Origin of the sequence: Lacunisphaera limnophila, assembly GCF_001746835.1 — a bacterium.
GTDB classification, from domain to species: domain Bacteria; phylum Verrucomicrobiota; class Verrucomicrobiia; order Opitutales; family Opitutaceae; genus Lacunisphaera; species Lacunisphaera limnophila.
Window position 1 is genome coordinate 3,174,549 of the sequence record NZ_CP016094.1, and the last position, 18,953, is coordinate 3,193,501.

Below are 18,953 nucleotides of genomic sequence, written 5' to 3' on the forward strand. Positions count from 1 at the left end.
TCACCCCGCTGGGGCGGCACTTCATCCCTGCGCCCCTCGGGCGCCGGTCCGCGCCAGCGTAACACGGGGGAAATTTATTTTTCGCCTGCCGCCAGTTGCACCCTGAGTATGGCCGGCTCACCGGTGGGCAGACGACAGACGAAATTTTCGCACACGTACGCCATCGGTGCACCGGCGGGATCGTCCGGGAGTGCGCGGATGAACTCGACCCGGGACTCCAGGTAAGCCCGGCTCACCCGGTCAATACGGACCAGCACTCGGCGCGGCAGATAGCGCCGCCAGACTTCCCGCACCAGGTCCGCGGTGCCGGGTTGGCCGGGTTCGCCCTGGATGAGAATCTGTTGGGGCGTACCTTCCAGCCAGCCGATCGCAGCGAGCATCTGGGGCAGGGAGAAAGGGGCCTGCGCGAGCTGCGCGGAAAAGGCGCGGGCGGTCCGCGCCGCCCGCGCGTGCCAGTCGGGCCGGTGCAACAGGGCGGCCAGACGGGCGAGGTTGCGGATCGCGACCGAGTTGGGCGAGGGCTCGGCACCATCGTCGCTGACCTTGAGTCGCAGCAACACGTCGTCGGCCCCGGCGGTGCTGGCAAAATAACCGCCGTCGGTCTCGTCCCAGAACAGCTGATCTTGGATGTCCTGCAACTCCGCCGCCCAGGCCAGCGTGGGGGCGTCGAAGGTGGCCTCATACAGGTCGAGCAAGCCCTGGATCAGGAAGGCGTAGTCCTCGGCAAAGCCGCGCCCGTCCGGGCGTCCAGCCCGGTAACAGTGCGCGAGCCGGCCGGTCGCGGGGTCACGGAGCTGGTTGTGCAGGAAGGTGGCGGCGCGCGCCGCGGTGGCGGCGTGTTCGGGCGCATCCAGCACCTGCGCCGCACGGGCGAAGGCGGATATCATCAGGCCGTTCCATGCGGTGACAATCTTGTCGTCGCGCAGCGGACGCGGACGGGCCGCGCGATGGGTGCGGAGGGCGTCGCGGGCGCGATCGAGCACGGCCTGCACCTCGGCCTCGCGCCGTTCAAAGTGTCGCGCGACGGCGGCCATGGGCTGGGCGCGGTACAGCACGTTCCAGCCGGCCGGGGCGGGGTCGGTCCCCGCGGTCAGGTTGCCCTCCGGCTGCAGACCATAGGCATAGGCGAAAAGGGCGGCGTCGCCGGGTCCGAGAACCTCGGTGAGTTCGGCCATGGTCCAGGCGTAGAAGGCGCCCTCCGCGTGTCCGCCCGGTTGGTCGGGGGCGGCGCTCTCGGCGTCCTCCGCGGTGTAGAAGCCGCCCTCCGGGGCGGTGAGCCGCTCGCGCACGTAGCCGAGCGTGTCCACGGCGGTGTCCCGAAAGGTCGGATCCGCGGTCAGTTGCGAGGCCGTGAGGAATACGCCGGCCAGCTGGGCCTGGTCATAGAGCATCTTCTCGAAGTGGGGGATGCGCCAGGCCGCGTCGACGGCGTAGCGGTGGAAGCCGCCGCCCAGCTGGTCGTGAATGCCGCCGGCCGCGAGCGCGTGCAGCGAGCGCGTGGCCAGGTTCCGCGCCTGTTGGCGTCGCGCGGGATCGGCGGCGGTGGCGGCCTCATCCAGGAGGAAATCGAGCATCACAGGATTGGGAAACTTCGGCGCGCCTTCGAAGCCGCCGTGCACCGGGTCAAAGGCGGCCTGCGCGGCAGCCAAGCCCCGCCCGCGCAGCTCCGCCACGGGCAGCTGCCCCGCTCCGGCGCTCAGGCGGGATTCCGTGACCAACGCCTGCCACACGGTTGCGGCCTGCGTGGTGAGCTTGTCGGGCGCCTGCTGCCACAGATCCGCCAGGCGGGTGGAGATGTCTCGCAGGGCTGGCAGACCCGCGTCGCGATCCCGGGGAAAATAGGTGCCGCCGAACAGCGGCTTGAGTTCCGGGGAGAGCCAGACCGTCAGCGGCCAGCCGCCGGCGCCGGTGGTGGCTTGCACAAAGGTCTGGTACACCCGGTCCACATCGGGCCGTTCCTCGCGGTCGACCTTGATGCAGATGAAATGGGCATTGAGCAGCGCGGCGGTCGCGGGATCGGCGAAGGACTCGCGGGCCATCACGTGGCACCAGTGGCAGGTGGAGTAGCCGACCGACAGGAAGATCAGTTTGTTTTCCGCGCGCGCCCGCGCGAAGGCCTCGGGGCCCCACGGATACCAGTCCACCGGCTGCGACGCGTGTTGCAGGAGGTAGGGCGAATTTTCGTGCCGGAGCCGGTTGCCGGACTCCTCGGCGGCGGTCAGCCGCATGACGAGCAGCAGCGCCGTGGTGCAGAGAATGAAAACACGGATCGGCATGGGGGATGCCGTCCTACTTCAGCGCGGAAGCGGGTCGATGCAAGGGTGCGCGCCGCGAAAACAAGATACGCCCAACACTCGCCAACGCGGGCCGAGGCGCGCGCCCGTTTCTGGGGCGAAGCGCAGTGAAAACGGGGCGAGTTGCCGGGGTCGTCATGCGATCAACAATAACTGCGGAGCGACGGGTCAAAAAATCTGCAATCATGCCTCATTGCCATGCCCCTGAACGATCACCCCTGCCGTGCGCCCAACCGTGCGTAATATGCCGAAGACCGTGCTCCGGGCCGGCCTCGGGGTCACCGCCCTCGCGGCGATCGTGGTGGCGGTGCTTTTCGTGCGCAGCCATTACGCGGCGGAGTCCACGCCCGCGCTGCGCGGCGAGCGGATCGCACGCGAGCAGGGTTGTTTTGCCTGTCACGGGCCGGATGGAAAGGGCGGGGTGGCCGATCCCGGCGCCCGCGGCGGGGTCGTTCCCGGCTGGGACGGTCGGACGGTCGCCACGTATGCCCTCAATGAGGCGGAGGTGGTCGAGTGGATCCTCGAGGGCCGGCCGGCGCGGCTGAAGGACGTCGACCTGCACACGGGACGCAAACCGCTGTTGCCGATGCCCGCCTACCGCGACCGGATGTCGGCGGGCCAGCTGGACGATTTGATGGCCTACTTCCGGGCGGTCTCGGCGTTCGACACCAACATCCCCGCGCTCGCCTACGAGGGGATGGTCGAATCGGAGAAGTATGGCTGCTTCGCCTGCCACGGTCCTGGCGGCGTCGGTGGCGCGCCGAATCCCGGCAGTTTCAAGGGCCACATCCCCGCCTGGGATGGCGCCGAATACGCGGAGATTGTCCGCGACGAGGGTGAGCTGCGCGAGTGGATCCTGGACGGTCATCCGCGGCGCCTGTGGGACAACCCGGCGGCGCGTCATTTCCTCGAGGGCCAGCTGGTGCAGATGCCCGTCTACCGGCGCGTGATCTCCGATGACCAGCTCGCTAAGATCATGGGCTACGTCCAGTGGCGCCGTACCGAGCGTCCGGCTGCCGAGCGGCACGATCCGGCGCGGCCGACGTTTCCTCCCGAGACCGGCCGGCCGGCCTCCCCGGTGTACCGGTCGCCGCTGCATATCGTGCTTTCCCCCGACGGCCGGCAGGCCTGCGTGGTCAACTACACCGCCAACCTGCTTACCCTGCTCGATGTGCGTTCCCGGCAGGTGATTGCGGAAATTCCGGTCGGCGAACGCCCCACGCAGGCGCGGTATGCGCCCGACGGGCGCACGCTGTATGTGAGCTGCACGTGGGGCGGGAAGATTGATGTGGTGGACCTCGCCGAGCGGCGCGTGGTGCGGTCGTTGACCGCCGGCCACGAGCCCTGCGGCCTGACGGTCTCGGCGGATGGCCGCCGCCTCTATGTCACCAACGTCGTTTCCAGCACGGTATCGATCCTGGATACGGAGACCGGCCAGACCGTGCACGAGACCCCGGTCGGCGCGCAGCCACGTTTTGCGACGCTCACGCCCGACGGCGCGCGGCTGGCGGTCTCGAATGGGTTGTCCCCGTGGGTTTCGATCCTGGACGCTCGGGACGGACGGGAGACCGGCCGGTACGACATGGGCCGGGCGTCCATGCTGCGCGAGATCGTGTGCAGCCCGGATGGCCGCTGGGCCTTCCTGACCAACCTAGTTTCCCACAACGAGGTGCCGACCGTGCAGATGGAACGGGGCTGGATCAATTCCAACGGCTTCACCGTGCTGGACCTGGCGGAGCCGGGCCGGCGGGTCACGCTGTTGCTCGACCAATTGCTCTCCGGCGCCACGAATCCGAGCGGGCTCGTGCTGTCAGCCGATGCCCGCAAACTCTACGTGAGCCTGGCGGGCATCCATGAGATCGCGATCGTCGATGTGCCCGCGGCGCTGGCGCTGGCGGCCGCCACGCGCACGCCCACCGAGATCCAGCTGCTGGAGGAGGACGTCGAGATCCTGCACCGCCGCGGGATAGCCCGGCGCCTGCCCGCCGGCGGGCTGGGGCCGCGTTCGCTCGCGTTGAGCGAAGCCACCGGCGAATTGTGGGTGGCCAACTATTTCAGCGATACGATCACGGTGCTCGACGCGGAGACCGGGGCGCAGCGCGCCGAGATCGCGCTCGGCCCGGTCCAGGCGATGAGCACCTGGCGGGAGGGCGAGTTGATGGCCAACGACGGTCGGATCACCTACCAGAACTGGATCAGCTGCACGAGCTGCCACCAGGAGGACACCTCCAGTGACGGCCTGAACTGGGACCTCGCCAACGACGGCCTCGGCAACGCGAAGAACAACAAATCGCTGCAGGACACCCATTTTTCCCCGCCGGCGATGTGGAGCGGCGTGCGCGCCGATGTGGCCGACGGAGTGGGGGCGGGGGAGCGGTTCCAGGGTTTCGTGCCGATGGCCCACGTGCAGGGCCCGATCACCGAGTACCTCTCGCATCCCGACCGGGCGCCGAGCCCCTACCGGCATGACGACCCGGTGATCCTGGAGCGCGGCAAAAAGCTCTTCGCCGCGGCCGGCTGTGATGTCTGCCATCCCGCGCCGTTCTACACGGATTTGAAATTCCACGACCTGGGCTTCGGCACCCCCAACGATTTCCGCAGCCGCTTCGACACGCCCTCGCTCAAGAGCACGTACCGCACGGCGCCTTACCTGCATGATGGCCGCGCCGCCGACCTGCGCACGCTGTTCACCGAGCACAACCCGGACGACCTGCACGGCCGCACGCGCGGTTTCAGCCGGCAGGAACTGGATGACCTGATCGCCTACGTGAGGACCCTCTGATGACCGTCAAAAACATGAAGCTCATGGGGTGGGCCGGACTCGGGGTGCCGGTCCTGTTGTTGCTCGCGCAGGCCGCGCCGCCCGCGGCTGATCCCGCGCCGGTCTATCCGGCCGGGGGCATGCAGCCGCCCTATGGCCCGCTCTCGCCCGAATTGTCGCGGACGGTCCAGGCGGCGGATACCGGCAATCCGCCCTCGCGCTTCGGCCGGCTGATGAGCCGGCAGTGGGCCTATGGCGCGACCTGGACGCGGGAGAACCTGCGCCCGGTGCCGAATCCCCACCCGGCGCCCGAGCCGCAGCCGCGACGGGACCACCCGTTTGATGTCGCCGTATCCGGGGACGGGACCAAGGTCTACATCAGTTTGCTCGGCTCCGAGATGCGCCCGGGCAGCGAGGTCGCGGTCTACGATGTCGCCACGGACCGGATCACCCGTCGCATTCCGCTCAAGCTCGCGGGTCAGGCCGTCGCCCCCGGATCGGCCCCCATGCGCCTGCATCTGCATCCGGATGGCCGCCACCTCTTCGTGGGCAACCGGTTTTCCAACTTCATCAGCGTCATCGACACCCGCCGCGACGAGGTTGTGCTCGAGATTCCCCTCGATTTCTACGCGCAGGGCATGACCTTTTCGGCCGACGGCCGGACCGCCTGGGTGGCCAACCGTTATCTGGACGAGGTCTTCGTCCTCGATATCGACCCCACGGCGGAGCCGTTCTCCGCCCGGATGCGGGTGATCGGCGGCCTGGACGACCAGGCCTACTTCGCGGCGGGTGGCGTGGGCGCCGTGCTCCAGGAATATTGCGGCACCACCGGGTGCCATGACACCAAGCGCGGTGGCTTTGTGGCCGGGGCCGACCTCAAGGCGAGTTTCATTTCCGCGTTGGATCACGTGGTGCCGGGCCGCTCCGTCGAGAGCCGGCTGCTGCGGGCCGTCACCCGCACACGCGATGGCGGGTATGCGGACACGATGCCGCTCTACGCGAGCCATGCGAACAAGACGGTGGTCTTCGGCGACCCGGCGCGGGACGCCGGTTACCAGGCCATCGCCCGCTGGATCGACGGGACGCAGATCGGCCCGGGCATCGACGTGGGCAACCCGCGGAGCAAGCCCAGCATTGTCGCCCTCGGTACCGACGGTCACCACCTCTTCGTCGGCAACACCGGCACGCAGGACATCTCGATCGTGGACACCCGGCTCAACCGCGAGGTGGGCGGGATCTACATCCAGAATGTGGTCAATGAGCTGAAAATCATCCGGTCGCCCGCGACTGGGGACGACTGGCTGTTTGTCACGACGATGGGTGTCGGCTTCGGCACGGCCAAGGAACGCGATCCCTGGGGTGGCGAGACCTGGGACAACACCAATGCGGCCTCCCAGTACACGGTCTGGCGCAATCCCGAAACCGCCGCCGTTTTCGCCAAGGAAAAGCAGGAGATCCTCGGTCCCTTCGAGGCCACCGACGGCACGGCCAGCTTCAAGTTCCGCGACATTCAGAACGATTACCTTATGATCAACGTGAGTCGGCTCGGCATCCCGGCCACGCCGCCCGCCGACGGGCTCAGGTACCTGCTGCGCGCCGACCGCTACGAGTCGCACCGCGGTTGGGTGCGGTATACCTCGGACACCGCCGAGTCGATGCTGCCGGACACGAAGGGTGACATCCCGCCGGACCTCATGCGGGTGGTGGGGGCGCTGCCGGACAAGGCGGTGGTCGTGGGCGACCGGATTTTCGTGGCCATGCAGGGGTCGGGCGAAGTGCAGGAACTGCGGGTCAATCCCGACGCACCGGACCCGAGTGATATCCTGACTCCGATCCGGAATTACGGCACGGGTGCGCAGCCCTTCGGCATTGCCGCCGGCGTACCGGGTACGATTTCGGAGGGGAAGCTCTTTGTCGCGAATTTCTACGGGAGTTCGCTCTCCGTGATCGACCGGGCCACAGGCGTGTCATTGGAGCGACCCACTGATCCGGCGTTGGTTAAACTCCCGCTCGGTGTGACCAGTGCCGAGCGCGGCGAGTTTCTCGTGCATACCTCGGCCTTCACCAGCGACAACGACCAGTCGTGTGTGAGCTGCCATTACCGGGAACTCAGTGATGGCCGCGGCTGGGGGGTGAGCCAGATCCAGGGGCAGGAGTATCTCGCGGGCCAGACAAAGGTCGGCAACCTCGTCGAGGGCACGACCATGCTGCCGCCGCAGCAGAAGAGTCTCTGGGCGATCCAGCCGTTTTTCCTGGAGGGATCCCTGTCCGTCTACGACCCGCGCTCGATGCTGATGGAGCACTGCCCGGCCGACGACTTCAAGGCCGAGGTCGCGCGCGGGGAGGATTACCGCTGGCTCGAGGCGCACACCCCCGTGCTGGCCGTGCAGGACGTGCAGTCGAAGACCACCTCGTCGGCCGACAACGAATCGAACCTTGAGGAACGCCGCGCGGAGTTCTTTCGGCGGACGTCACTGAAATATTTCGGGAAGACCTTTGTGTTACGGGATTTTCAGCGGTTCGTCGGCGAGTGGCAGGCGCATGAGCCGCGGCTGATGCCGAATCCCTATGACCAAGCGGCCGCCTCGATCAACCGCGGCCGGGCGCTGTACAACCACCCGCAGCTGGGGTGTGCGTCGTGCCATCCGGCGCCGCATTTCGCCAAGAAGGATTTCCCGGGCAACCCGCGGCAGGTCGTGCCGCCGCAGGTGCCGCTGAGCGTGCGCGACACGGGCTTCACCCTGATCAGCATGCACCGGCTGGACTACCTCGCGGGGATCCGCCGCGACCTCGAGCCCTGGGATGCCGGTCGCGCGGAGACACCGGACCAGAACCAGCACATCACCCCGCTGCAGCTGCGCGGAGCCTGGGACCGGCCGCCGCTCTTCCTGCACAACGCCATGGCCCGTTCGCTGCGGGAGGTCGTCGCCGCGCCCGGCGTGCCCGGCTTGCGCTGGTTCAAATATGAGCCCCTGTTCGGCGGTTCGCCCGAGCGGCCCGGCCGGCGCGAGATCGGGTTCAACGAGACCTACATGATCCTCAAGGGCACCAACGCCGCCAAGGTCCACCTCCAGACCGGCGGCCGCATCGCCAGCGACGCGCATGGCGGCACGTCGCAGCTCACCCCCACACAGATCGACGATCTCGTGAACTACCTGGAGTCCATCGAATGAACCTGACCCCGGCCCGCACTTTCTTGGCGACGGTCCTTGCGCTGGCATTCCAACCCGCGCCGGCCGCAGATGCCCCGGCGATCCAGCCGCGGGAAATCAAGCATGAGCGGGACGGCTCGGTCATGATGGCCATCCCCGCCACAGAATTTCTCATGGGTACGGCCGAGAGCCACCCGGATCTGCCCGCCAACCGCCTGATCCCCGGCCGGGTGAAGCCCACGGAGGTCAAACTGGCCCGCGCCTGGGAGGGCTGGGCGCTGGCGGACGAGCGACCGCAGCGGCCGGTGCGGCTCAAGGCCTTTGCCATCGACCGCCACGAGGTCACCAACGCCCAGTACCGCCGGTTCCTGGCCGACGTGAAGCAGCACGGTGACACCGCCTGGGCGCACCCCGCGCAGCCGCCGGGCAAGGACCACACGCCCCGCTACTGGAAGGAGTTCAACCCGCTCCTGCGGGACCCGGAGTTCACGCGCCTCGCGCAGTTCAACCCGATGACCTTCACCGGCGACCGCACCCCCGTCGTCGGGGTGGACTGGTTCGACGCCTATGCCTATGCCCGGTGGGCCGGCAAGCGCCTCCCGACCGAAGCCGAATGGGAACTCGCCGCCCGTGGTCCGGATGGACGGCGCTGGCCCTGGGGCAACGACTGGCAATGGGGCCTCTGCAACATCGTGGGCGAACGATCCGGCGCGGATGTCCGGGTGCCGGGCCGGGAAAAGGACGGCTACATCTACCCCGCGCCGGTCGGCAGCTTTCCGACGGGCCGCAGTCCTTACGGTTGTGACGACATGGCCGGCAACGCGGCCGAGTGGGTCGCCGACTGGTATGCGGCCGACGCCTATCAGACTGGGACGGGCGTGAACCCGACCGGCCCCGCCACGGGCACGATGCGCGTGGTGCGCGGGGGCAGTTCCCAAAACCTCCCGAGCAACACCCGCTGTGCGATCCGCGCCCAGCGCGAGCCTGAGTTCCGCACCTTCATCCTCGGTTTCCGCTGCGCCAAGGATCTCTGACATGACTACCCGCGTCCTTGCTTTTCTGCTCCTGACCCTCGCCGCCGGCGCCGCCGATCCCGTGCCGCCCGCCGGCATGGCCTACGTGCCGGCCGGGGAGTTCACAATGGGTAGCGACGAGGGCAATTTCGACGAGCGGCCCGCGCACCGCGTGCAGCTATCGGCGTATTTCATCGACCGGCACGAGGTCACGGTGGACGAGTACAATGCCTTCATCCGGGCCACCGATCGCTTTGATGTCATCGAGGGTCCTTGGTTCCGGATCTCGACTGCCGCCTGTGTCGACCTGCTCGCGCGTTACGAGCAGCGGTACGGCTCAGTCTTCGCCGATTTTCGTCCACCAATGCTGACTGAACGAGCGGCCGCCGAGCGGCTCACCCGCGATGCCCTGCAGTGGAAGGCCGCGGTGGCCGCCTTGCGGGTGCTGCTGGGCGCGGACCGGGCGCTCGCCGACGGGACGGCGGCCGGCCTCGTTGCAGCCCCGGCCGTGCAGGCCCGGATAAAGGCCGAGGGCCGGCTGCCCGTCACGTTTGTCACCTGGCGCGACGCCTCCGCCTATGCGCGCTGGGCGGGTAAGCGGCTGCCGACCGAGGCGGAATGGGAGAAAGCCGCGCGCGGCCCCGACCGTCGGGTCTATCCTTGGGGCAACGAGTGGGACCCCGCGCGGGCCCGGGCCGGGTTGGACGTGGATGCCGGTCCGGTGGCGGTCGGGCAATTTTCCCAGGGGGCCAGCCCCTACGGCTGTCTGGATATGGCCGGGAATGTCTGGGAATGGTGCGAGGACTGGTTTGGTGAATCCTATTATCAGGAATGTGCTGACGGTATCGTGAACCCGCGGGGGCCGGTCGGGCTGGCGAACGGCGAGCTGCCCGCGCCGGATCCCAAGGCGAATCACCTCCAGAACGCCCGCAAGCAGGGCCGCGAGCCCGACACGCGCAAGATTGTGCGCGGGGGCTGCTGGGCCGCCGGGGCCGGGATGATCGGTCAGACCGAATTCAACAACCGCAGCGCGCGCCGCCTGTGGTCCAATCCCGACTACTGGTCGCAGGACACGGGCTTTCGTTGCGCCCAGGACGCCCCATGAAGCCAACCCGCCAACCGCTCGTTGCCCTTGCCCTGTGGCTGATCCTGCAACTCGCCGGGACCGGCTGCGGCCAGTCCACGCAGGAAACCGCCTACCTGAACGCCGAGCAGCGCGAGCGGGAGGCCGCGGTGGAAGCCGCGCCCGAGGTCATCGCCGAGTACCGGCGCGTGATCGCCCTCGAGCCCGGTTCGCGCTGGGCGAAACAGGCCGCCACCCGCATTGCGGCGCTCGAGGCGCGGCATCAGGCGGAGGAAACCCGCAAATCCGTCTTTCAGGAACACGGCGTGGACTGAATCACGCCAGACCCGCGCCCTCGCTTTACCCCCAACGACACCATGAAAACGAACCTCACTCCCGCCGGCACCTGCCGGCTTGAGATCCGCGTCTCTGAACGCGAAACCTTCACGGAATACCACGTGACGGCTTCCCCTGAATCCCCCGTGGCGGCCGGACCGGCGGCGGAGCAACTGTTCGCGGCCGTGGCGGCCGCGCTGGTCGAGCACCGCATCCAGCCGGTGCAGGAAAAAATCTACGGCCTGACCGCCGTGCGCGAGGAAGTGCTGCGCCAGCGGGACAGCATCTACCGGCTGCGCGGCCTTGACCGCACGATGCCGGTCACCTGGATCGAAGGCACCCCGCTCCATGCGGGTGGCTTTGCCGGGGTGCAGATCTGGGGCGTGGCCTCCCGCGATGGGCAGGCCTGTGTCAGCACGGTCGAGAATGACGTGACGGGTCGGGCCCGGCTGTGGACGGGCGCCGGCTTTCGCATGCTGCACCTGCCCGCGGTCCGCGGCACGCGGCCGGGCGGCGCGCTCGCTCCGTCGCGGTTGGAGCAGGCTGCGCAGATGTTTGCCAATGTTGGCGCCGGGCTGGCCGCCCATGGCATGAAATACACGCAGGTGAAACGCACGTGGATCTACCTGGCGCAGCTGCTGGAGTGGTACCTCGACATGAATCGCGTGCGGACCGACCATTACCGCCGGCACGGCCTCGGGTGGAAGGCGGGCCGGACTTTCCGGCCAGCACCGGCATCATGGGCCGGAGCGATGGGGAAGAATGTGTGATGGACGTGCTCGCCGTGGAGAATCTCCTCCCGGGCGCCGTGGTGACCACCGCCCTGAACCGCAGCGCGAAGCAGCATTCCTCCTTCAACTACGGCTCGTCCTTCTCGCGGGCGATGGCCTTCGAAATCGAGGGTCGGCAGACCATCCATGTTTCCGGCACCGCCAGCATCAACACGGCGGGCCTCAGCACGCATATCGGCGATGCCGAGCACCAGTGCATCGATACCCTGCTGAGCATTTCGGCGCTGCTGGCCGAGCAGGGCGGGGGATTGGGGCATATCACGTCGGCGACCTTGTTCTGCAAGGACCGCGCGGCGTGGGAGGCCTGGGAGCGGACCACCCAGTTGCTCGGGTTGCCGAAGATTCCGAAGATCTGTCTGCTCGCCGACGTTTGCCGCGACGACCTGTTGGTCGAAATGGAGGCGGTGGCGGTGATCTGAGCCCAAGCGACGACAGCTTTTGTGCTGAAGGGCGGGGTCTCCGAACCCCGCCTCGAACACGTTATCACAATCGAATAAGGCGGGATCAGCGATTCCGCCATACAGCACAGAACGACATCGCTGCGGTGCCTCCACTCAACCCGTCCGGAGGCCGGGTTCCACCCCGAGGCACTGGTGCCAGCGGGGGAACATTACGCTAACATCACCGGCGGCAACCAGGGCGGTATGACCGCCGAGGTTGGATCGCGATCAACAAAAAGCTCCGGCAACTCGTTGAATTGCCGGAGCTTGAAAGTGGTGCGGGCATAGGGAGTCGAACCCCAAACCTTCAGATTCGTAGTCTGACGCTCTATCCAGTTGAGCTATGCCCGCACGAAGGAAGGGCGAATAAGCGAATTTCCCGGAGCAACAGCAAGCAGAATTTTAATGGGAAAACCCCGGTCGAAATTTTCGCGATGGGCGTAGGCAAAGGTCAGTCCGGCAGGCGCTTGACGCGGATGTGGCGGTAGCGGACGACGCTCTTGGGGTCGTGCGCCTGCAGGGCGAAGGTACCGGTGCCGAGTTTCCGCTCGAAGGCGGCGCCGGCCTGGGCGCCGGCGGGTTCCTTGTACTGCATCACGATCGTGTCATTCACCTTCACGGTCACCGTGTTGCCCTCAACGATGATGTGCTGGGTCCACCAGACGTTGTCCTGGGCGGCGACGAAGCCGACGCTGGCGAGGTCGTAGAGGCTGCCGGTTTTCTTCCAGTCGGACTGGGTGTTGTTGACCTGCGTTTCGAAGCCGGCCTGGGGCCAGTTGGTTTCCTGGTAGCGGGTGTGGAAGTAGATGCCGCCGTTCGCGCCGGGCTCGGTCATGACCTCGACCTTGAGCTCAAAATTTTTGAAGGGGACGGGATCGCCGGTATAAAACAGGTGGCAGCGCGGGCCGCGGGTGACGAAGGCGCCGTCCTCGATTTTCCAAGTGGCGGTGTTTTCGGTGGCGGGGGTCCAGCCGGCGAAGCTGGAGCCGTCCATGAGGCTGGTGAAGCCCTCCTCCGCCGCGGCGGCGAAGGCGGGGACGCTGACGAGCAGGGCGAGGGCGAACCGGAGGGGTAGGGGGCGCATGGCCGCAGTGAAGACAGTCGAAGGGAGCGGGGCAAACGGAAACAAAAAAAGGCCCGCGTTGCCGCGGGCCGGAAAAATCGAGGCAGACGAGGCTCAGATCGCCTTCGGCAGTTCCACGCCGTCGAATTCGATCGGGCGCGGGTGGTTGCGTTTGTCCTTATGCTGGCCGTGGCGCTTGTGGAGGACGTGGTCGACCTTGTCGATCAGCAGGTCCACGGACTTGTGCATCTCCTCGGACTCGGCCGAGCAGTTGATGTCGGGGCCCCGGACTTGGACGTGGGCCTTGGCGACGAACTTGTGCGCGTGGTCATGCTGGCGGTCGCACTCGAGTTCGACGCGGATCCTCACGATGTGCGTGTCGTGGCGAAACAGTCGCTCCATCTTCTCCTGCACAAAGGCTTTCAGCGAGGGAGTCAGATCGAGGTGGATGCCGGTCACGATGACGTCGTGGGAGTTGTTGGTTTTGTTCATGGTTATTCCTTCGGTTGGACTGAAACAAAGGGCGTGGAGCGGGAGGGGGCTCCCGGCGTTCCTTGAGGGGGTTCCGATAGTGCGGGCCGTTGACCAACCGGGCCGAGCGACACTGGGAACAAGCACTTCATTCGACAAAGAGGATTACTAGGCGGCATGGGCGGATTGGCAAATCTTCTCGGCTGCATATTCCGGGAAAATTATTGAACATGGGAGCATGACCCATGCCGACGAGCCCCTGCCGCCGACGATTCCGCCCCTGGTGAACCCGGCGGACCTGCCGGGTTGGGTCCTGCTCAGTGATGAGCGGCTGCTGGTGTTGGACAAGCCGGGCTGGCTGGTGGTGCATCCCTCGAAGAACGGCCCGTGGTCGAGCCTGGCCGGGGCGGTGCGCGAAGGCTTGGGTATCGAAACCATCCGCTTTGTCTATCGGCTCGATCGGGAGACATCTGGAGTGGTACTTCTGGCGAAGGACGAGGCGACCGGCCGCCGGCTGGGCAAGGCGGTGCTGGCGCGCCGGATCGGCAAGGCGTACGTCACGATCCTGGAAGGGGAACTGCCAGGGCCGGTCACGGTGGACCAGTGGCTGGGGCCCGACCTGACCGCCGGGGTGTCGGTCAAACAACAGGTGGTCCCGGCCGGCACGGCCGGGGCGCAGGCGGCGACGACGGTCTTTCATCCGTTGGTGGTGCGCGGAGGCTGCACGCTGGCGGGGGTGGAGTTGGTGACGGGCCGCAAGCACCAGATCCGGGCGCATGCCGCCTGGCTCGGCCATCGAGTGGTGGGGGACAAGCTCTACGGGCCGGATCCGCGGCTCTACCTGGAGTTCGCCGAGCAGGGCTGGACCGCGCGGCATTCGGCGCTGCTGCGATTCACGCGTCAGGCGTTGCATTGCGCGGCGATCGACCTGCGGCCGGCGCGGATGGATTACCTGCTGCGGGCGCCCTGGCCGGCGGACCTGGCGCGGTTTGCGGCGCGGGAGATGAGCCTGCCGGCGGTGGAGGCGGAGGCACTGATCGACGCGTTTATCGCGGAAAAGCTGCCCGCGCCGCCCGCAGGACAGCCGATAGAGTGGTGAGGCGCTCCGCGAACGGCCGGGCGGAGGGCGTCTCGAGCGTGTAGTGCAACGGCCCGTGGTGATGCCGCAGGTAGATGGCCTCGGGCCAGGTATCGCGCAGGAGCGGATCGTTGATGGGCCGGATGATGCCGGGCTCGGCGGCCTCCCGCCCATCAATCACGGCGGCCGACTCGATCGGGCCGTGGAGCCGGGCGGTCTCGATCATGACCGGGGCGAGGGACGGCTGGTTGAGGGCATTGAGTTCGTAGAGGTAGAAACCCTGCGCCTCCCAATCCTCGTGCAGGCAAATCACGAGGTCGAACTCGGGTTGGCGCTGTAACCAGCCGACATGGGCGCGGACCTCGGGGGACTGAGGTTCCTTGTAATCGCGGTTCAGGTCGGTGCCGGCGGCGTTCTCGCGGGTCTGCCGGAGGAATCCGGTGGGGTTGATGAGCGGGCACACGAACCAGGTGGCCGTGTCGTCGAAGAAGCCTGCTTCCATCAGGCTCAGCAAGGCCCAGGGCGGAGCCGGTTCGTCGCCGTGGATGCCGGCGGAAACGTAGATCCGGGGGCGGGTCGCCGCGGTGTGTTTGGTGTAGGCGATCAGCGGGTGGCCGTCGATCTCGCCAAAGGTCGTGGCCTCGAAACCGGCGCGGCGGGCCGCGGCGGCGAAACGCGGGGTGAAGACGGTGGGATCGAGCGGCAGGGGCGGGGCCATGGGCTGGGGGCAGCTTGCGCGGCCGGGCACGGAGCACAAGCCAAGCAACGGAAGGGTTGGCCACAAAGAGGCACAAAAAAGAGTTCTGCGCTGCGACGGGAATTAACCGCGCGCCTGTAGACGCATCGAGTGCTGCACTCGCTCCCTGTTTCTCGTGACTTTTTGTAGCCATGCCTGCGTTGGGACAGGGCGATAGCCGTATCGCATGGGGCGCTGGCTCAGGTTTTGACACGGCCCGGCGCTTCGGCCTAGCTGACCGTTCTCCCATGTCCAACGTCCGCGTCCGTTTCGCCCCCAGTCCCACCGGGTTCTTCCACATCGGCAGCGCCCGCACGGCCCTGTTCAACTGGCTTTATGCCCGGCACACGGGGGGCACGTTCGTCCTGCGGATCGAGGACACGGACCAGGCGCGCAACAGCGAGCAGTTCCTAAAGCTCATCTACGACAGCCTGACCTGGTTGGGCATGGATTGGGACGAGGGTCCGAACCCGGACGGGGTGGGCGAGCGCGGCGCGTTCGGTCCCTACCGCCAGAGCCAGCGCGGCGCCGTGTATGAGAAATACAAGCAGCAGCTTCTTGCCAGCGGCCGCGCCTACGAGAAGGACGGGGCGATCTGGTTCAAGCTGCTGGGCGAGCGCTACACGATCTTCGACGACCACCGGAAAAAAGAAGTCGAGAAGGTGAAGACCGCCCCCGTGTTGATCGACGACAAGATCCGCGGCCAGGTCGAGCGGCAGGAGGACGAGGATTTCGTGATATTCCGCTCGGACGGCAACCCGGTGTTTCATTTCGTGAACGTAGTCGACGACATCGAGATGAAGATCTCGCACGTCATCCGCGGCGAGGACCACCTGTCCAACACGAGCAAGCACGTGCGGCTGTACGAGGGTTTCGGCGTGGCCGCGCCGGTGTTCGCGCACATCCCGCTGATCCTGAAGTCGCCCGAGATGGGGCAGGGCAAGATGTCGAAGCGGGACAAGGGGGCGCTGATCGAGGAATACCAGCAGCGTTATTTCCTGCCCGAGGCGCTGGTGAACTACCTCTCCCTGCTCGGCTGGAACCCGGGCGACGACCGGGAGAAAATGCCGATCGCCGACATCATCCGCTTGTTCGACCTGCCGGCGGTGAACCAGAGCAATGCGAAGTTCGACGGGAAGAAGCTGGCGAACATGAACATGGTTTACCTGCTGGAGCAGCCGGCCGACCGGTTCGTGGCCTTGGCGAAGGATTGCTTCACGAAGCAGCCCGCCGGGACGTCGGTCATGGCGGACGAGACTTACTTCCGGACGATCATGCTGCTGGCGCAGCCGAAGATCAAATCGGTGGACGAGCTGGGAGCGTACACGGTCTATTTCTTCACGGAAGATTTCCCGGTCGATGCCAAGGTGAAGGACAAGGTCATGGCCAAGGGGGAGCCGAAGGTGCGCCTGGCGGAGTTGATCGCGGCGATACCGGGCATGGATTTCGCCAGCGACGCCACGGTGGAGGCCGGCATCAAGGCGCTCGCCGAGGGCAAGGGCCTGGGCTTCGGTGATTATCAGGCCGTCGCGCGCCTGGCGGTCACCGGCACCAACGCCGGCCCGAGCATCACGGCGATCTTCCGCGTGCTGGGGAAGGACAAGGTGCTGGCGCGCCTGAGCCGTTTCGCGGCGACGGCGTGAAATTATGTAGGGCGGGGTCGCCGAACCCCGCCTTCGTTCGAACGTGATATCGCCTTCGAGGCGGGGTTCGGCGACCCCGCCCTACACCCAGCAGATCTCGCTCAGGGATTTCACGGCATGGCGCTCCGTGGTCGAGGCGAACCGTGCGCTCAGAAGCCGACGGCGGACTTCGGGGGCGTCGCCTGGTAGCAGGTGGTGCGCTCGTGCGTCACCGGCGTGAAGATGTCGGTGACGGTCAGGGCGGACTCGGCGCCGCCGAGGAAGAAGTAGCCGTCGGGGGCGAGGTTCTTGAGCGCGTTCTGCATGATCTGGCGCTTGGTCTCGACCGTGAAATAGATCAGGACATAGCGCATGAAGATCAGGTCGAACTTGGAGAAGAAGGACCAGGGCCGGATCAGATTCAGTTCGCGAAACTCCACCTTGGCCTTGATGGCATCGGCCAGGTGCCAGCCATCGCTTTTTTGGCGGAAGTATTTGACGAGGTAGGACGCAGGCAGCCCGCGATTGACCTCGATCTGCGAGTAGATGCCGCGGCGGGCCTTGTTCACGACGGTGGGGGAAAGGTCGGTGCCGATGATCCGCACCTGCCAGTCCTGGAGCTGCGGGAAATGCTCGGTGAGGAGCATGGCGAGGCTGTAGGCCTCCTGACCGGTGGAGCTGGCGGCGGACCAGAGCGTGAGTTTCTTCTCGGCGGCGCGCGCGGCAATGAGTTTGGGCAGGACGTGCTTGCGCAGCGTCTCGAAGGGATGGATGTCGCGGAAGAAGAGCGTCTCGTTGGTCGTGAGGGCGTCGATGATCGCGGGCGTGACCAGGTGCGCGAAGCTTTGCTCGGACCGGATCTGTTCGACGAGGCCGTTGACACTCGCGTGATTGTGCCGGGTGGCGAGGCTGGCCAGGCGGGTCTCCACGAGGTATTCCTTGCCAGCCTCGAGGGAGATGGCGGCTTCACGCTGGAGCAGCTCGGCCACGAACCGGAAGTTGGAGGCACTCAGGGGGGTGGCGACGTCGGTGAGAAAATCTGCCATGGTTCAGGCGGGGACAAGGGTGAGCTGACGAGAGATCTGGGGGGCGATTTCCCCGAGGGGCAGGATGCAGCGGGTGAGGCCCGCGTGGGCGACGGCGCCGGGCATGCCCCAGACGATGGAGCTGGCTTCGTCCTGGAGGATGATGGAGCCGCCGGCCTCGTGGATGTGTTCACAGCCGCGCAGACCGTCATGGCCCATGCCGGTCATGACCACGGCGAGGACGTGGCCACCGGCGACCGCGGCGGCGGAGCGGAAAAGGACGTCGGCGGCCGGCCGGCAGGAGTTTTCCGGCGGGGTATCGAGCAGGCGGCAGACCAGGTCGCCGGCGGGTAGGCGTTCCAGCGCCAAATGGCGGCCGCCCGGGGCGAGGTAGGCGTGGCCGGCCTGCAGGATATCGCCTTCCGCGGCCTCCTTGCAGCGGAGATGCGGGGAGAGCGTGTCGAGCCGGTGGGCGAGGGTCTCGGTGAAGAGGGGGGGCATGTGCTGCACGATGGCGACCGGAACCGGGACGGGCCGGGTCAGGCCGGAGAAGACCTTGCACAGGGCGTTCGGGCCGCCGGTCGAAGTCGCGATCACCAGCAGTTCGGCCCCGCCCGCGGGACCATGCGGGCAGGCGGCGCCCGGACGGGTGCTGGCGGCGTGGCCGGGGGTGGCGGGGACCGGAGCCGGCGAGGCGATGCGGCAATGGGCGTGGATGCGCGGGAGCAGGTCGTGTTGGAGCAGCGCGATGCTCTGTTCGAGATTGGCGACGTCGGAGGGTTTCGTGACGTAGTCGCTGGCGCCGGCGGCGAGGGCATCGAGGGTGGCGACGGCGCCGCGGCGGGTGGCGAGCGAGAGCATGATGACCGGCAGCCGGGGATGGGTGCGGCGGATTTCACGCAGCGTGGCGAGGCCGTCGAGTTCGGGCATCTCCATGTCCAGGGTCACGAAGTCGGGATTCACCTGCGTGAGTTTCTGCAGCGCGATCCGCCCGTTGGCGGCGCTGCCGGCGACCTCGATGGCCGGGTCGGACTCGAGCACCGTGGCGACGAGCCGGCGCATGACGACGGCATCATCCACGACAAGGGCGCGCAGCTTGGGCATGGCC

General features: G+C 67.2%; 15 protein-coding genes and 1 tRNA gene. 9 read left to right on the forward strand and 7 right to left on the reverse strand.

The features are described from left to right. Positions 1–74 precede the first annotated feature (74 nt). Positions 75–2,276 carry a thioredoxin domain-containing protein gene (locus tag Verru16B_RS13255; RefSeq protein WP_083270340.1) on the reverse strand — a complete coding sequence of 734 codons (2,202 nt, stop codon included), beginning with the start codon at positions 2,274–2,276 and terminating at the stop codon, positions 75–77. A 262-nt stretch (positions 2,277–2,538) separates the two neighbouring features. Here Verru16B_RS13255 and Verru16B_RS13260 point away from each other — a divergent pair, with 262 nt between their 5' ends. Genes Verru16B_RS13260 through Verru16B_RS13290 form a run of 7 tightly spaced genes read left to right on the forward strand, consistent with a single transcriptional unit; the run spans position 2,539 to position 11,829 of the window. Continuing rightward, on the forward strand, positions 2,539–5,076 hold the full coding sequence (locus tag Verru16B_RS13260) for a c-type cytochrome (RefSeq protein WP_069962728.1): 2,538 nt from the start codon (positions 2,539–2,541) through the stop codon (positions 5,074–5,076). Continuing rightward, complete coding sequence (locus Verru16B_RS13265; protein WP_069962729.1) at positions 5,076–8,228, forward strand: YncE family protein; 3,153 nt, start codon at positions 5,076–5,078, stop codon at positions 8,226–8,228. Before Verru16B_RS13260 ends, Verru16B_RS13265 begins: the two co-directional genes overlap by 1 nt. Continuing rightward, positions 8,225–9,241, forward strand: a complete 1,017-nt coding sequence (locus Verru16B_RS13270; RefSeq protein WP_069962730.1) for a formylglycine-generating enzyme family protein — start codon at positions 8,225–8,227, stop codon at positions 9,239–9,241. The genes Verru16B_RS13265 and Verru16B_RS13270 overlap by 4 nt, the downstream gene beginning before the upstream one ends. Position 9,242: 1 nt before the next feature. Then, the gene (locus tag Verru16B_RS13275; RefSeq protein ID WP_069962731.1) at positions 9,243–10,325 is read left to right on the forward strand and encodes a formylglycine-generating enzyme family protein; all 1,083 of its coding nucleotides are present in this window, start codon (positions 9,243–9,245) and stop codon (positions 10,323–10,325) included. After that, positions 10,322–10,618: a hypothetical protein gene (locus Verru16B_RS13280; RefSeq protein ID WP_069962732.1), complete on the forward strand. Its 297-nt coding sequence runs from the start codon at positions 10,322–10,324 to the stop codon at positions 10,616–10,618. Before Verru16B_RS13275 ends, Verru16B_RS13280 begins: the two co-directional genes overlap by 4 nt. A 42-nt stretch (positions 10,619–10,660) precedes the next feature. Beyond that, positions 10,661–11,389: a hypothetical protein gene (locus tag Verru16B_RS13285; protein ID WP_069962733.1), complete on the forward strand. Its 729-nt coding sequence runs from the start codon at positions 10,661–10,663 to the stop codon at positions 11,387–11,389. Continuing rightward, positions 11,389–11,829, forward strand: a complete 441-nt coding sequence (locus tag Verru16B_RS13290; protein ID WP_069962734.1) for a Rid family hydrolase — start codon at positions 11,389–11,391, stop codon at positions 11,827–11,829. Before Verru16B_RS13285 ends, Verru16B_RS13290 begins: the two co-directional genes overlap by 1 nt. A gap of 295 nt (positions 11,830–12,124) precedes the next feature. Here the strand turns inward: Verru16B_RS13290 and Verru16B_RS13295 are convergent. From Verru16B_RS13295 to hpf, 3 genes are all read right to left on the reverse strand, one after another. Further along, a tRNA-Arg gene (locus tag Verru16B_RS13295) sits at positions 12,125–12,201 on the reverse strand. Between the two features lie 100 nt (positions 12,202–12,301). Beyond that, a complete protein-coding gene (locus tag Verru16B_RS13300) occupies positions 12,302–12,934 on the reverse strand; it encodes a 3-keto-disaccharide hydrolase (RefSeq protein ID WP_069962735.1) in 633 nt (210 codons plus the stop codon). Positions 12,935–13,027: 93 nt separating this feature from the next. Beyond that, the gene (gene hpf / locus Verru16B_RS13305) at positions 13,028–13,405 is read right to left on the reverse strand and encodes a ribosome hibernation-promoting factor, HPF/YfiA family (protein WP_069962736.1); all 378 of its coding nucleotides are present in this window, start codon (positions 13,403–13,405) and stop codon (positions 13,028–13,030) included. A gap of 217 nt (positions 13,406–13,622) precedes the next feature. Here hpf and Verru16B_RS13310 point away from each other — a divergent pair, with 217 nt between their 5' ends. Then, positions 13,623–14,483, forward strand: coding sequence for an RluA family pseudouridine synthase (locus Verru16B_RS13310; protein ID WP_069962737.1), 861 nt, complete (start codon positions 13,623–13,625; stop codon positions 14,481–14,483). Here the strand turns inward: Verru16B_RS13310 and Verru16B_RS13315 are convergent. Further along, complete coding sequence (locus tag Verru16B_RS13315) at positions 14,431–15,180, reverse strand: M14 family metallopeptidase (protein WP_069962738.1); 750 nt, start codon at positions 15,178–15,180, stop codon at positions 14,431–14,433. The two genes, Verru16B_RS13310 and Verru16B_RS13315, sit on opposite strands and share 53 nt — an antisense overlap. Positions 15,181–15,446: 266 nt before the next feature. On the opposite strand from Verru16B_RS13315, the gene Verru16B_RS13320 reads away from it, so the two are divergent. Further along, a complete protein-coding gene (locus Verru16B_RS13320) occupies positions 15,447–16,841 on the forward strand; it encodes a glutamate--tRNA ligase (protein WP_069962739.1) in 1,395 nt (464 codons plus the stop codon). Positions 16,842–16,990: 149 nt separating this feature from the next. Here the strand turns inward: Verru16B_RS13320 and Verru16B_RS13325 are convergent, their stop codons facing one another. Both Verru16B_RS13325 and Verru16B_RS13330 read right to left on the reverse strand, forming a co-directional pair. After that, a complete protein-coding gene (locus Verru16B_RS13325) occupies positions 16,991–17,866 on the reverse strand; it encodes a CheR family methyltransferase (protein ID WP_069962740.1) in 876 nt (291 codons plus the stop codon). A gap of 3 nt (positions 17,867–17,869) precedes the next feature. Beyond that, on the reverse strand, positions 17,870–18,949 hold the full coding sequence (locus tag Verru16B_RS13330) for a protein-glutamate methylesterase/protein-glutamine glutaminase (RefSeq protein ID WP_069962741.1): 1,080 nt from the start codon (positions 18,947–18,949) through the stop codon (positions 17,870–17,872). Positions 18,950–18,953 lie beyond the last annotated feature (4 nt).

What these genes read in the sequence shown, in the direction of transcription:
- Verru16B_RS13300 (WP_069962735.1), bottom strand. Translation starts at nt 12,934, where the DNA reads ATGCGCCCCCTACCCCTCCGGTTCGCCCTCGCCCTGCTCGTCAGCGTC.
- Verru16B_RS13330 (WP_069962741.1), bottom strand. Translation starts at nt 18,949, where the DNA reads ATGCCCAAGCTGCGCGCCCTTGTCGTGGATGATGCCGTCGTCATGCGC.
- Verru16B_RS13265 (WP_069962729.1), top strand. Translation starts at nt 5,076, where the DNA reads ATGACCGTCAAAAACATGAAGCTCATGGGGTGGGCCGGACTCGGGGTG.
- Verru16B_RS13260 (WP_069962728.1), top strand. Translation starts at nt 2,539, where the DNA reads ATGCCGAAGACCGTGCTCCGGGCCGGCCTCGGGGTCACCGCCCTCGCG.
- Verru16B_RS13310 (WP_069962737.1), top strand. Translation starts at nt 13,623, where the DNA reads ATGACCCATGCCGACGAGCCCCTGCCGCCGACGATTCCGCCCCTGGTG.
- Verru16B_RS13325 (WP_069962740.1), bottom strand. Translation starts at nt 17,866, where the DNA reads ATGGCAGATTTTCTCACCGACGTCGCCACCCCCCTGAGTGCCTCCAAC.
- hpf (WP_069962736.1), bottom strand. Translation starts at nt 13,405, where the DNA reads ATGAACAAAACCAACAACTCCCACGACGTCATCGTGACCGGCATCCAC.
- Verru16B_RS13290 (WP_069962734.1), top strand. Translation starts at nt 11,389, where the DNA reads ATGGACGTGCTCGCCGTGGAGAATCTCCTCCCGGGCGCCGTGGTGACC.
- Verru16B_RS13255 (WP_083270340.1), bottom strand. Translation starts at nt 2,276, where the DNA reads ATGCCGATCCGTGTTTTCATTCTCTGCACCACGGCGCTGCTGCTCGTC.
- Verru16B_RS13270 (WP_069962730.1), top strand. Translation starts at nt 8,225, where the DNA reads ATGAACCTGACCCCGGCCCGCACTTTCTTGGCGACGGTCCTTGCGCTG.
- Verru16B_RS13320 (WP_069962739.1), top strand. Translation starts at nt 15,447, where the DNA reads ATGTCCAACGTCCGCGTCCGTTTCGCCCCCAGTCCCACCGGGTTCTTC.
- Verru16B_RS13280 (WP_069962732.1), top strand. Translation starts at nt 10,322, where the DNA reads ATGAAGCCAACCCGCCAACCGCTCGTTGCCCTTGCCCTGTGGCTGATC.
- Verru16B_RS13315 (WP_069962738.1), bottom strand. Translation starts at nt 15,180, where the DNA reads ATGGCCCCGCCCCTGCCGCTCGATCCCACCGTCTTCACCCCGCGTTTC.
- Verru16B_RS13285 (WP_069962733.1), top strand. Translation starts at nt 10,661, where the DNA reads ATGAAAACGAACCTCACTCCCGCCGGCACCTGCCGGCTTGAGATCCGC.
- Verru16B_RS13275 (WP_069962731.1), top strand. Translation starts at nt 9,243, where the DNA reads ATGACTACCCGCGTCCTTGCTTTTCTGCTCCTGACCCTCGCCGCCGGC.